We start from the raw sequence: 12,324 nt of genomic DNA on the forward strand, positions 1-12,324 counted from the left end.
TAAAAGACATTCCTTTCGGGGAATGTCTTTTTTTATTGAAAAATAAGAACTTCTTAGTTGGTGTCTAGCTTCAGATGTCAGCCCCAAAGAAAGTTCACTTTCAAACGATAAATAATGCAAATAAATTGTTGTTTCATTAGATAAAAAAAAGGGAACTTTCAAAGCAAAATTAAATATAAGATATCACCTCGAGGTCAATTAACTCTGCCTCTGTGGTCCAGTAGGTCCTCGAGGCAAAGCTACATGTAGTAACTCAAGAAGTAACACATGTATTGAACGAGGTCAGTAGCTTTGCTCTCTAATCAGTGGCATTGTGCAACAGCGATAGGAGCCACCAGATTTGATGATTTCATCAAAAGGTACCTCAATTACTTCAAATCCACGTTTTCGTAGTTCTTCGTTCACGTGTTTGTTGCTTGGTAAACTAAACAGCTTTTTATTACCAATGGAAAAAACATTGGTTCCTAATCTAAATTGCTCCTCATGGTTAACATCGATTAGGTCGTAACGTGACGCCAAGAAATCTACATCCTTCTTTTCAAGACCATCGCGATATATCAAAGCTTCAGTCGGTGAGATGATGTTAAAAACACAATCTAGATGTAAATATTTATTCTTAAAGGGGATCGTTATGATCTCGAAGGTAGAAAGTAAATGTCTTACATGTTCTATTGCAAATTCATTGGTTCGATCACTTATGCCTATGAAAATGGTCTTGTTATCAATAATAACATCACCACCTTCAATATTTTCACTTACGATGTTAAAATATGAAACATCTTCTCCCTTAAGCCAATCTTTTAGTATATCTTCCTCACCTTGGCGAACTTTATTTGCCATATCAGCAACAAAAGTGGTAAGTCCCAATGTAAATCCGATATCTCGGGTAAATACCTGTTCTGGAAATTTTTTAGCTGGTGGAAGTAGGATAACCTCAACGCCGTGTTCTTCTAATGTTTTTACGAATTCCTTATGCTGTTTCATTGCAACAGCGATATGGATGCCTTCATTAACAAAATGTTTTTGTGTATCATTTATGACATCACGAATTGTCATATGTTTAGGTTGACACAAGATTACTTTTTTTAGCTTTCCATATTCATTTATACAGTAGGATTGTTTCATAAGTTTTTCTAATGCAGTCATATGAGGGCTCCTCCTCTAGTCTTTTTTTCTAGGTTTACCAAAAAAAATAACAATACTCCAAAAAAGTATTGTTAGGGCAGAAGAGAAGTAGGTTAAACTCCTTGACGTTTCCGTTGATTATTAATTTTTTTTGTTTGCTGACTTTTCATCGTTTGTGTTGAATTGCTCCAGCTACCACTAGCTTTATTATTGCCTTGCTTTGATTGTTTATTGGCAAGTTGTTGTTTAATCGCTTCTTGTAGAGAAATTTTCTTCTTATCAGTTTGCTCAGACATAATTTTGCTCCTTTTTCATCCCTTGAATTATTTAATCTCTAGTGTATCACTTATTGTGGCTTGTTTGTAGTTATTTATTTATCATTTTTGGCCATTCATCCCCCACTTCAAGGAGTTTACGAGTAAGTGGGGGATGAATGGCTATTTTTTCATAAAAAACAGAACGTATGATCTTGTTTTGTGGTATAATATGGATAGAGAGTGAGGTGAAAAATATGGTTGTGAAGAAAGCCTATAAATTTCGTATCTACCCAACAAAGTCACAACTAGATCTCATCAATAAAACCATTGGATGTGCGCGTTTCGTGTTTAACTTCTTCCTTGCCAAGCAAAAACAGAAAGATGCCTATTGGTACATCGTGGAAGAAATGAAGCAATCCGGGCAGCTACCTACAAATGCTTGGAAAGGTGAATTCTTTAAAAAATACGACTCGGTAAAAATGGTTCGTTGGTTAAAGAAACAGTACCCATTTCTAAAAGAAGTTGATAGTATTTCTCTCCAAAAATCCGTAGAAAACTTAAATAATGCGTATACTCGCTACTACAAAAAACAAGCCAAAGCTCCTCGGTTTAAGTCAAAGAAGAACAAGGTTCAGTCGTACACCACAAAACAGACCAATGGGAACATCATGGTTTTGGATCGCTACATCAAGTTACCAAAACTCGGACTTGTTCGTTTTGCGAAAAGTCGTGAAGTGAACGGCCGAATTATAAATGCGACGATTCGGCGCAGTCCAAGCGGTAAATACTTCATTAGTATTTTAGTAGAAACAAAGGTCGAAAAACTGCCTGAAACCGATTCATCTGTCGGTGTCGATGTCGGTCTTAAAGCTTTTGCGACTCTTTCGGATGGTACTGTCTATCAGAATCCGAGATGGTTTCATTCTCTTGAGCAAAAGTTAGTAAAGGCTCAACAAATCCTTTCCAGACGAAACATCGGTTCATCCAACTGGTACAAACAACGAAAAAAGGTCGCTCTGATTCATGAAAAGATTACGAACGCTCGTACAGACTTCTTACACAAACTTTCAACCAATCTTGTCAAAAACCACGACATCATTGGGATGGAAGATCTTTCGGTTCAAAATATGGTAAAAAATAAGAACCTTGCCAAGGCCATTAGTGAAGCTTCATGGTATCAATTTCGTCAAATGCTTGAATACAAAGCAAGGTGGTATGGCAAACAAGTAGTAGTAGTCGCTAAAAACTTCCCAAGTAGTCAGCTGTGTTCGTGTTGTGGCTACAAGAATAAAGACGTGAAACATCTGGCGTTACGTGAATGGGAATGTCCATCATGTAAGAGCTATCACCAAAGAGATGTAAACGCAGGAATGAATCTTCGTAATGAAGCATTACGATTAACTGTCGGGACGACAGGGATCGCCTAATCAACTAGATACCAATAGGTATCTTTACTTAGGAAGCCCCCACTTCAAATTTTCGTTAGAAAATTAAGTGGGGGGTAGTTCACAAGTAGGAAATTAAGGACAAAGTCGAGGCAAAAAAATAATTATAAACTTTAATGATGAAAAATAATTAAATGCTCTGTCCTAAAAGATTGTTGCAATTAGCTTTTAGGTCCTAACCAAGCGAATGCTTGGTTCTTCACGCTTTGCGTTAAGCTTTTGAGAATAAATAAGCCATTGTGACAAATAAATTTGTTACAAAAAAGCTTATTTATTCTCAAAAAATGACCTAAAAGCAACGAAGTTTTCGAAAACAACTAAATCAAAAAACTTACAGAAACTACTAACATTTGTTCATTAAGTGCATTAGTAGTACCTAAAATGATACGATAAAAGAAAATGTTAAAGGAATGAAAAACTTGTCTTTAATTTGTAAGCAACCTTTTATCAAAGTACTCAGAGAGATTGTAGGGATTGAGCAAAAGTATATAGAAACAAAATACAATCTTTATTTATATGAAACAAAAATAGTCACACCAACTCAGACGTTTAGTTTAAATGAAGTGTTAGACGTATCATACCGTGATTCGACAAGCAAGTTTGGCACCCTTTATTTACACACGAACCAAGGGGTTTTCCCATTTATGTAGGTTCGAATCCTGTAACCTTTATTCGTTCAGTAAAAAAATTAAAACATGATCTAAATTAGTACCAGCCTATATGGTCAGGTTGTAAAATGTGGTCTATCTTGGTATTATTATTTTTGTTGTCACTGTACCTATGGTGAAAAACAACTAGTGTATATCAAGAAGGAGACGATAAAATGAAAGAACTTAAGACGTTTGGTTGGTATGCTTCAAAAGTTTCCTCGTCTTTACCAAAGGAATCTTTTCAACCAGTTCCAACTCGACTATTAGGTGGACTTGCTTACCTTGCAGTTGTCATTAGTAGTATTGTGATCTTAGCGGTGTTTCAACTATCACCGCTTATAGTTGTGGCTTTAACTGTAATTTTGGGCTTTAGTTATGCGGCTATGGGATTTTTAGGACATGAAATTTTACATGGGACGGTAGTAAGAACTCCGTGGTTACGAAACTTTCTTGGGGCAGTTTTCTTTTGGCCACTCTGTACGGGGCCGCGTCTTTGGCGTAAATGGCATAATATAGAGCACCATATTCATACTCAAGACGAAGCCAAGGATCCGGATGCCTGGCCAACTATCAATCAAGCAATGCAAAACTTAGTGGTTCGATGGGTATATAAGTTACCTTTATCAATAAGGGCGTTTTTTGGATTTCTCTTTTTATCCATTCAATTTTCTTTACATTCTTTGAGTATGTTTAAGCTTTATCTTAAAGAATTCACAGGAAAAAATCGGTCTGCTGTTATATTTCAGTTGCTATTACCATGGCTATCTTGGTTTGCTTTATTATTGATAATCGGTCTTCAACAATGGGTTTTTGCGTTTCTATTGCCACTATTAATTGCCAATTTAATTGTCATGAGCTATATCTCAACAAATCATCGTTTAAATCCACTTGTAGACGTTAACGATCCCTTAGCTAATTCTTTAACAGTAACGGTCCCAAAATGGTTAGATATTCTGCATTTTAATTTTTCTTATCATACGGAGCATCATTTGTTTCCAGCAATGAATCCAAAATTTTATCCACTTGTTAAAGAACAAATTTTAGCGAGATGGCCTGAACGTTATCATCAAATGTCATTGGCAAGAGCATTAATTACACTTTGGAAAACGCCACGAGTTTACCATGAGAAAAGGAATTTAATTGATCCACATGGCAATACCCTTTATGAAACGTTAGGAAATGGATTAAATCCTAAGGATATACAGTCCAGGAAACTATAATTTAAAACTAAAACCCCCATAAATCAGTATTAAAACTGAATTTATGGGGGTTTTAAATTGGTGGGACTATTTTGACTCATTGTGCCAAATTAAGGCTACAGTACCTTCACCAGCATGTACCGCGATTGTAGAACTGATCTCCCCGATAACAACTCTTATTGTTGGAAACTGGGCTTCTATTTTCTTTTGAACTTCTAAAGCCTTATCTAGGACATTTCCATGCATAATTTGGACTTCAGGAATATGATGTTTTTCATAGGAGGCAGCTAATAGCTCAACTAAACGGTTAACGGCTTTTTTCTCAGAACGAACCTTTTGAAATAAGTCAAACTCACCTGAAGTTTTAATTGTAATAATGGGCTTAATCTGCAGCAAATTACCTAACAAAAACTGAGTTTTAGACATTCTTCCGCCTTTATGGAATTGATCTAAACTGCCAAGTAAAATATATTTTTCAGAGTTCAATGCCTCTTCACGTAATTTATTAGCAATCTCTTTGTGATTATCAAGACTTTTTGCTAACTCCATACCCTTATAAATTAACGTCGTAATCGTATATGACATTGACTGTGAATCAACAATCTCTCCGTCAAGCTCAGCCATTTCCATACCTGCTCTAGAACTTTCTACTGTTCCACTTAATTTCCCAGAGACATGTACTGCAATAACATGATCATATTCAGCTTTAAGCTTTTCATAGAGCTCGGCAAATCTTCCAACTGAAGGTTGAGATGTTTTTGGAACTTCCTTGGCACTATTAATCCTTGAATAAAGTTCTTTTGTTGTTAAATCAACGCCATCTTCAAACGTACGGTCAGGAAAAATAATTGCGAGTGGCATAACGTAAACGTCTGGATTTTCCTGTAATTCTTTCGTAATATATGCGGTGCTATCGGTAACCCAAGCTATTTTTTTACTCATCGCTCATACCCTTTTTTCTTTAGATTTTTGCAACACAGAATACAAATATACACTGGTTAAATTTGTTATTACTTGGTAATGTAACCAAGTAGTAAACTTATGAGATACTCCTTTATTGTACCGAACAGGATAGCGTTTGCATACATGATAGATGTCATATATTGTTCAAATTTGTAGCTAGGAAAATGAACATTTATGTAGAATTTGAGTAAGAAGGAAAGATAGATGTTTCGATTTTTTTAATTAAGGTTATCTTAATAAATAGGGATAGATGCATTTTATTCTAATTATCACATGAGAATATTTATCATTTGATAATCATTAAAATGTTTGTTATCATGAACATATCATAGATGTTAAGGAGTGTTTTACATGGAAAATACAAAATTAGTGAGCTCACTGAATACGCAATTAGCAAATTGGAACGTTTTATTTACGAAGTTACACAACTACCATTGGTACGTTACAGGACCAGAGTTTTTTACGTTACACACGAAGTTTGAGGAATATTACACTGAGGCTGCAACATATATTGACACAATTGCAGAACGTATTCTAACAATTGAAGGGAAGCCACTTGCTACTTTAAAAGAGTATTTAGCAGCTTCGTCAATTGAAGAAGCATCAAGTAAAGAAGATGCAAAAGAAATGGTAGCAATTTTAGCTGCAGATTTTACAAAGATTATCGCTGAGTCTAATGAGACGATTGCTCTTGCTGAAGAAGCTGGAGACGAGTCTACAGCTGATATGTTTATCGGCATTAAGACGTCGTTAGAGCAACATGTTTGGATGTTAAAAGCATATCTAGGGTAATAAATTATGTGTAAAGCTGGTACTCTTTTGAGTTCCAGCTTTTTCTATGTTTTTCACTGTTAATATATTACAATGTAGAAAAGAGGTAATGGAAAGCGGGAGACGAGATGAAAAAGTGGGTTGTTTTTATCATTAGTAGTATTACTGTACTGATATTGCTATTATGGTGGCACAATGAAGCACCAGTGAGCGGCGGGATTTATCCTGAAAAACATACTGGATTAGAAATGGTTGTTGTAGACGATGGAGATATCATGGTTCCGATTACTTTACCGGTGAGATGGATCAAGTCATATCCATGGGAAAAGGTTCCGACTATTTACGAAGTTCAGTTAATTGATGAAGGTAATGATATTTTTGCATCCCTTACTGGGGAATATAAGCTACAAATTCCTTATCCAGAGGAGAGTAAGTGGTATGATCGAAATATTCTTGGTGAGATTGAGCTTCATTTAAACGGGGCAATGGTAGCAGAGGAATGGGGTATAACTACTAATGCTATTGAGAGTACATTGGAGAGAGAGTTTTTACTAAATCGGATTACGTTGAATTCAAAAAATAAACGTTTGGATTTTCTAATTGAAAATAACTATCGCTATGAATTAATCACTCAGGATACTGAAGTGGAATCACAGTGGCAAATGGAAGGACTTCAGTATTTATTCGTAGAGGATGATTATTACGTTGCCACAGGGTTTATCGTTAGACTTTCAGGAAGTAAAGGCCACCAATTAGAAAAGATCGGATTTTGGTTACCTGGAATGTCTAATGAATATTATGACGGGAGTGTACTTTATAGTTATAATCCTAATACTGATCAATACAATAATTCAACTTCTGAGTTTAAGGGAGAAGTTTTAAAATTACCTCATAAAATTGATGCAAACTCATTACTTATCTACTTTCCGTTTACTAAAGAAATTATGACTGCTTCAGGTGATAGTTTAGTAAGACTAAAGCCATATTTTCAGTTTACAGATGTTCATGGGGCAAGTTATTATGCTGGCGGTGTGCAAGGTTCAGGAGGACCATTAAATCGAAGCGTACCATGGAATGAACATATGTATCTACCAAACCGTGATTGAAAAACAGGGTGTCCCAAGTGAGAATGGGGCACCCTGTTATTTTATGATGTTATATCGACCGACTTGGATTTTTCGGAAGACTTCTTTAATGATAGTCTCTTGTGTTTTCGATTGGATGATTTTGCATGTACTAATTTTTCGGTAAGTCTCTGAATCAATTCTTCCTTCTTTAAGAAGTTTATCGAGAAGAGGACTACGGTAATTATCAATTGTTAAATAAGCCAACGTCACTTTATCTTTATCAACTATTAAATTTACACTGATCCCCTTTAAGTTCGGAAACATATAAGAGGTATGATCATAATTTATTTCGATTTGTTCGATATTTACATTTTTAAATAATGGTGAATTACTAGGTAACTTAACGAGATAGACCATATGTTCAAAAGAAAAACTCATTTTTTCAATAGAAAACCCAAATTTTTTCTCGAAATGCTTTGCTGTATGTTTCATCGCTACGTAGTAAAAGTGTCGGTTTGATATGACAATTGTAGCTAAAAACAAGACAATGCTAGAAATAAATACTAATTCAATCATAGTTTAGCCCTCTCCTTATACAGCGTGACATTATTCTTACCAGCTTCTTTCGCTACATAAAGAGCTTTATCCGCAGCTTCTATTAAATCGCCAATCGTTTCAAAGCTAGTTGTTTCAGTAGAAGCAACACCAACACTGACTGTTAATGTTCCTTTTGGCTGTTTTTCTTCATTAGGGAAAACAGCTTGCTCGATGTTTTCTCGAACTCTTTCACCTACAATAACAGCTTTTTTCTCACCTGTATTAGGTAATAGGATTATAAATTCTTCTCCGCCAAAGCGAAACGCTAAATCATCGCCTCTAACAGAAGATTCTAATATTGAGGAAAGTTGAATTAAAACCTCATTTCCTAATAAATGTCCATTTGTGTCATTAAAATGCTTAAACGAATCGATATCTAAAATGATGATTGAAAGTGGTTCCTGTTTTGTTTTTGCAGTTGTGAAATGGTTATTTGAGTAAGTTTCAAATGACCGTTGATTAAATAATCCTGTCAGCCCATCGCGTAAAGCCATATTTTCAATTTGTTGGTAAAGATTCGCATGTTCTATGGCAATAGCAGCTTGGTTAGCTAAAGGAATGACACTATCAATATCGTCTTCCGTAATTGGTTGGTTATTAACAATATTGTCGATGATTAAAACACCAATTTGATTTCCTTGATTAAGTAGTGGAATAGCAGCAAACGCTTGCATTTGAAAATGCTCTAGGAATAGCTTTTGCGAGTGATCATTTACGTCGATGGTTTTAACATTGTAGGGAACACCTTTACGTAACGCTTTTTCTAGAACGTTAGGATCATTTAAGTCTATCGAAATCGACTTAATTAAAGCATTTAGTTGTGGGTCAATCGCATCTTTATCGTAATTTTCTTTAATTAGGTCAAGTAGTTTTAAGTTACTTTCTGCAAGCCGCACCCAAGTAACAAAACCTTCATTTGCGTTCATAGGTCCAATCCCCATAATTCCATTTAACTGATTTTTTTCAGGAGATTTTAGAAAGATCATTGCTCGATTAAATCCAAGACCATGCCCCGCGGTTACAGAAATCAAGATAATTTGCAAGAGCTTATCAAGCTTGAGTGTTTGCTGCATCACTAAGCTAATTTCTCGAAATACATCTAGTTGTTTTGACTGCTTCATTAAGGTTGCCAACCAGCGCTGTTGCTCTCTTGCCTTTTTTAAGTGAAATTCCGCAACTACACCAATAAAAAGTGCAAAAATGAGATAGCTAATTAGCAATACTGGCTCAAAGCCAATATGGAGTACAACGATCACCCAACTAACGCAAGCGGTGATCATCGCACCTTTAAGGTGAAAAGAATAGGCAGCTATTAAGATAACAAAGAAGACCGTCCAACTTACACTAGTAAAAGTAAACATCATGCTATAAATAATGACAAGTGCCAATGTTAAGGCTATGAGGATTAGTTTATTAACCTTTTCACTAAAGAGAAATCGAATAGAGTTAGCAATAATTCCAAATGAGATTGAAATCAAGAGAAGTGCAAGATATGGAGCCATCGTATCACCTACCATCTTCTTGTAATAGACTTAAGTAGTAGAACTATAAACCTATTTTAACCTATAAGTTTATAATAGGATAGCGTTATGGTAGCAAATAAGTTGGGGGAATTAGTAAAAAAAAGGACAACCCATTAGAGGGTCATCCATTAATAATCTCACCACCATTAATATGAATCATTTGTCCAGAAACGTACGAAGAATCACTTGAAGCGAGATAGACATAAGCAGGTGCTAATTCGAACGGTTGACCAGCTCGTTTCATTGGTGTGTTACTGCCGAAACTAGCAACCTGACTTGCAGGGAATGATGCAGGTATGAGAGGGGTCCAGATTGGCCCAGGTGCTACTCCATTCACGCGAATTCCTTGTCCAACTAATTGCATTGATAAAGATCTTGTAAAGGTGACCATCGCTCCTTTTGTAGCGGAATAGTCAACCAATTGTTCATGACCATGGTAGGCAGTAATTGAGGCTGTATTAATAATTGAGCTCCCTTGTTTAAGGTGTGGCAATGCTGCTTTAACAAAATGGAAGCAAGAAAAGATATTGATCTGAAAGGTACGTTCTAATTGTTCAGTCGTAATGTTTTTAAGATTGTTTTGAACAACTTGGTATGCTGCGTTATTAACAAGAATATCTAACTGCCCAAAATGATTTATCGTATCTTCAATCATCTTTATACATGTTGACTCTTGTGCAATATCTCCACGAAAAAGTACACATTGAACCCCTTTAGCTTCAACTAATTGCTTCGTTTCTTCAGCATCCTCAGTCTCGTCATAATAGGCAATGGCAACATTTGCTCCTTCTTTGGCAAAGGCAATAGCCACAGCCCGTCCAATTCCACTATCTCCACCAGTAATAAAAGCTACCTTTCCTTTTAATTTGCCATTTCCTTTGTAGTCTGGGTCATCGAAAATTGGACGTGGATTCATCTGCGCTTCAATCCCGGGTTGTTTTGGTTGGTGCTGGGGAGGAAAGGCAGAAGGTAAACTTTTGTTCATATGTAAAAACCTCCTTACAATTTTGGCTAACATCAGTAAAATGTGCCTAATAAAGGAAGTTTATACTAAGGTTTGTGTGAATGACTCAATCTAAGTTCTGAAGCAGAGATGTTTTAAGATCCGATTTATTTTAGTTATGAATCACCGGTATTTCAAGGACTAGTGAATTACTTTTTTTGTAAAATATCCTTCACTCGGCATAATTTTTAATCACTTCAGCCCAAATGTAAATTGTACACGTTTCACAGAAATGCAAGATATTTTATTTATTGGAAATAACTAAAATGTAAATATACAAGGGAGTAAACATATGCATATTTTAATCGGATTAATGACAGTGCTAGCTGTTTGGATTCGTCGTGATTATCGCAATTGGAAAGAGTATCATACTACCATGCTTTATATTGCAATTGGAAACCTTATGTATAATTTTTTATGTGCAAACTATTTACTATGGAAATTTAACCCGGACATTTTATCTAACCATACTTTAACAGAAGTTGTTTATACTCTTATTGTTTTTCCAGGAACAGTATTAATGTTTTTAGCGAAGTATCCCAGTACACCAAAACGGATCTTTTTACATTATGTGACTTGGATAAGCGTTTACGTTGGATTTGAAGTTGTGTTTTTAGTTCTTGATAAAATATATTACCAGCATGGTTGGCATTTAGGTTGGTCAGCCCTTTTTGATTGTATTATGTTCCCAATGTTAAGATTATTTTATAAAAAGCCATTAGTGGCGTACGTATTGTCAATCCCTATAGCAGTATTTTTTATTTATTACTTTGACGTACCGGTGCATATCCCGATGGAAGAGAGATTAAATTATATTGCTAATAAATGACTTTCACTCCCCAATTAAGGTAAATTAATGATGGTAAGTTTAAAATATAGAAAAGTGGAGGGGAATGTAATGCCTAAGGCAGATAAGGGACTAAAACCTGGAGCGAAAATTCCGACGTTTACACTTGAGGGTGTTGATGGGAAAACATATAATTCCAAGCACTTGGAAGGGGAACCGTTTTTACTGTATTTTTTAAGGGGGACGTTTTGACCCAATTGTCGCAAGCAGTTAGTTCAACTGCGTGAAAATGTAGCTAAATATAAGGAGTTAGGGGTAAATATATTTGTAATTGCTGGTCAAAATAAAAGTTCTGCAGCAAAGTGGTTAGAGAAAAATCCAATGCCTTTTCCTTTTTTAATTGATGCTGATCGGTCTGTGATTAAACAATTTGATGTGTACAATCCAATTAGTTTTGATGCTTTCCGCCTCGCCCATCCAAGTTTATTTTTAGTTGATAGCGATGGGAAGATCGTGTATAGCTACGTTAGCTCCAACCAATTTGATCGACCAACAGAAAATGCGACATATGAAAAGGTTCATGATTTGTTAGCAAAATCTATAGATGCCTAATACTAATACCTACAAACACGAGTATCTCTTAGGAAGATGCTCGTGTTTTTCTATCGTGAAATTATATTTTTGAGTTTTGTTACAGGTGAATGTTATTTTCCTTCATATATAAATGTGAAGTACTTATGAAGAAACATTCACAAATTAGCCAAAAATTTGACCCCTATTTCGCCTTAATCACTATTACAATTGTATTAAAGTGATAAATATCACACTTAGGGTATAAGTGAATATTATTTTTGAATAGAAATATGATCAGAAGTGAGCATGGGTACTGGATGTTAATGTTTGTGTAATACTGAACAAGTTAGTTGATTTAGTGTTA

13 protein-coding genes and 1 pseudogene are annotated in these 12,324 nt (G+C 35.4%); 8 read left to right on the forward strand and 6 right to left on the reverse strand.

Annotation, left to right across the window (positions count from 1 at the left end; genetic code table 11):
- Positions 1-282 precede the first annotated feature (282 nt).
- Both H1D32_RS18415 and H1D32_RS18420 read right to left on the reverse strand, forming a co-directional pair.
- Positions 283-1,146, reverse strand: a complete 864-nt coding sequence (locus H1D32_RS18415; protein ID WP_261179703.1) for a dimethylarginine dimethylaminohydrolase family protein — start codon at positions 1,144-1,146, stop codon at positions 283-285.
- 92 nt (positions 1,147-1,238) lie between these two features.
- Positions 1,239-1,421: a hypothetical protein gene (locus tag H1D32_RS18420; protein WP_261179704.1), complete on the reverse strand. Its 183-nt coding sequence runs from the start codon at positions 1,419-1,421 to the stop codon at positions 1,239-1,241.
- Positions 1,422-1,636: 215 nt separating this feature from the next.
- Between H1D32_RS18420 and tnpB the strand changes: the two genes are divergently transcribed.
- The 3 genes from tnpB (at position 1,637) to desB (ending at position 4,697) form a co-directional block, all read left to right on the forward strand.
- Positions 1,637-2,809, forward strand: coding sequence for an IS200/IS605 family element RNA-guided endonuclease TnpB (gene tnpB / locus H1D32_RS18425; protein WP_261179705.1), 1,173 nt, complete (start codon positions 1,637-1,639; stop codon positions 2,807-2,809).
- 437 nt (positions 2,810-3,246) lie between these two features.
- Positions 3,247-3,477 carry a hypothetical protein gene (locus H1D32_RS18430; protein WP_261179706.1) on the forward strand — a complete coding sequence of 77 codons (231 nt, stop codon included), beginning with the start codon at positions 3,247-3,249 and terminating at the stop codon, positions 3,475-3,477.
- A 173-nt stretch (positions 3,478-3,650) separates the two neighbouring features.
- A complete protein-coding gene (gene desB, locus H1D32_RS18435; RefSeq protein ID WP_261179707.1) occupies positions 3,651-4,697 on the forward strand; it encodes a Delta(10) desaturase DesB in 1,047 nt (348 codons plus the stop codon).
- A gap of 66 nt (positions 4,698-4,763) precedes the next feature.
- On the opposite strand, the gene H1D32_RS18440 is transcribed toward desB, so the two are convergent.
- A complete protein-coding gene (locus H1D32_RS18440; RefSeq protein WP_261179708.1) occupies positions 4,764-5,618 on the reverse strand; it encodes a DegV family protein in 855 nt (284 codons plus the stop codon).
- Between the two features lie 372 nt (positions 5,619-5,990).
- Between H1D32_RS18440 and H1D32_RS18445 the strand changes: the two genes are divergently transcribed.
- Together H1D32_RS18445 and H1D32_RS18450 are read left to right on the forward strand one after the other, a co-directional pair.
- Positions 5,991-6,431, forward strand: coding sequence for a Dps family protein (locus H1D32_RS18445; protein WP_261179709.1), 441 nt, complete (start codon positions 5,991-5,993; stop codon positions 6,429-6,431).
- Between the two features lie 107 nt (positions 6,432-6,538).
- Complete coding sequence (locus tag H1D32_RS18450; RefSeq protein ID WP_261179710.1) at positions 6,539-7,516, forward strand: hypothetical protein; 978 nt, start codon at positions 6,539-6,541, stop codon at positions 7,514-7,516.
- A 36-nt stretch (positions 7,517-7,552) separates the two neighbouring features.
- Here H1D32_RS18450 and H1D32_RS18455 read toward each other — a convergent pair whose 3' ends face one another.
- The 3 genes from H1D32_RS18455 to H1D32_RS18465 form a co-directional block, all read right to left on the reverse strand.
- Positions 7,553-8,053, reverse strand: a complete 501-nt coding sequence (locus H1D32_RS18455) for a hypothetical protein (protein ID WP_261179711.1) — start codon at positions 8,051-8,053, stop codon at positions 7,553-7,555.
- A complete protein-coding gene (locus tag H1D32_RS18460; RefSeq protein WP_261179712.1) occupies positions 8,050-9,576 on the reverse strand; it encodes a sensor domain-containing diguanylate cyclase in 1,527 nt (508 codons plus the stop codon). The genes H1D32_RS18455 and H1D32_RS18460 overlap by 4 nt, the downstream gene beginning before the upstream one ends.
- Before the next feature lie 142 nt (positions 9,577-9,718).
- A complete protein-coding gene (locus H1D32_RS18465; protein ID WP_261179713.1) occupies positions 9,719-10,582 on the reverse strand; it encodes an SDR family oxidoreductase in 864 nt (287 codons plus the stop codon).
- Between the two features lie 310 nt (positions 10,583-10,892).
- On the opposite strand from H1D32_RS18465, the gene H1D32_RS18470 reads away from it, so the two are divergent.
- The 3 genes and pseudogenes from H1D32_RS18470 to H1D32_RS18480 all read left to right on the forward strand — a co-directional run.
- A complete protein-coding gene (locus H1D32_RS18470) occupies positions 10,893-11,429 on the forward strand; it encodes a CBO0543 family protein (protein WP_261179714.1) in 537 nt (178 codons plus the stop codon).
- Positions 11,430-11,498: 69 nt separating this feature from the next.
- Entirely contained in the window at positions 11,499-11,639 is a 141-nt protein-coding gene (locus tag H1D32_RS18475; protein WP_261179715.1) for a thioredoxin domain-containing protein, read from the forward strand.
- A gap of 12 nt (positions 11,640-11,651) precedes the next feature.
- Positions 11,652-11,999: pseudogene (locus H1D32_RS18480) on the forward strand (peroxiredoxin family protein); the annotation flags it as partial.
- Positions 12,000-12,324: the final 325 nt, after the last annotated feature.

The organism is Anaerobacillus sp. CMMVII (assembly GCF_025377685.1).
In the GTDB taxonomy this organism is placed as follows: domain Bacteria; phylum Bacillota; class Bacilli; order Bacillales; family Anaerobacillaceae; genus Anaerobacillus.

Bases quoted from the DNA above. Each gene is read 5' to 3' on its own strand.
- H1D32_RS18470 (WP_261179714.1), top strand. From the start codon at position 10,893: ATGCATATTTTAATCGGATTAATGACAGTGCTAGCTGTTTGGATTCGT.
- H1D32_RS18450 (WP_261179710.1), top strand. From the start codon at position 6,539: ATGAAAAAGTGGGTTGTTTTTATCATTAGTAGTATTACTGTACTGATA.
- desB (WP_261179707.1), top strand. From the start codon at position 3,651: ATGAAAGAACTTAAGACGTTTGGTTGGTATGCTTCAAAAGTTTCCTCG.
- H1D32_RS18465 (WP_261179713.1), bottom strand. From the start codon at position 10,582: ATGAACAAAAGTTTACCTTCTGCCTTTCCTCCCCAGCACCAACCAAAA.
- H1D32_RS18420 (WP_261179704.1), bottom strand. From the start codon at position 1,421: ATGTCTGAGCAAACTGATAAGAAGAAAATTTCTCTACAAGAAGCGATT.
- H1D32_RS18455 (WP_261179711.1), bottom strand. From the start codon at position 8,053: ATGATTGAATTAGTATTTATTTCTAGCATTGTCTTGTTTTTAGCTACA.
- H1D32_RS18440 (WP_261179708.1), bottom strand. From the start codon at position 5,618: ATGAGTAAAAAAATAGCTTGGGTTACCGATAGCACCGCATATATTACG.
- H1D32_RS18415 (WP_261179703.1), bottom strand. From the start codon at position 1,146: ATGACTGCATTAGAAAAACTTATGAAACAATCCTACTGTATAAATGAA.
- H1D32_RS18460 (WP_261179712.1), bottom strand. From the start codon at position 9,576: ATGGCTCCATATCTTGCACTTCTCTTGATTTCAATCTCATTTGGAATT.
- H1D32_RS18475 (WP_261179715.1), top strand. From the start codon at position 11,499: ATGCCTAAGGCAGATAAGGGACTAAAACCTGGAGCGAAAATTCCGACG.
- tnpB (WP_261179705.1), top strand. From the start codon at position 1,637: ATGGTTGTGAAGAAAGCCTATAAATTTCGTATCTACCCAACAAAGTCA.
- H1D32_RS18445 (WP_261179709.1), top strand. From the start codon at position 5,991: ATGGAAAATACAAAATTAGTGAGCTCACTGAATACGCAATTAGCAAAT.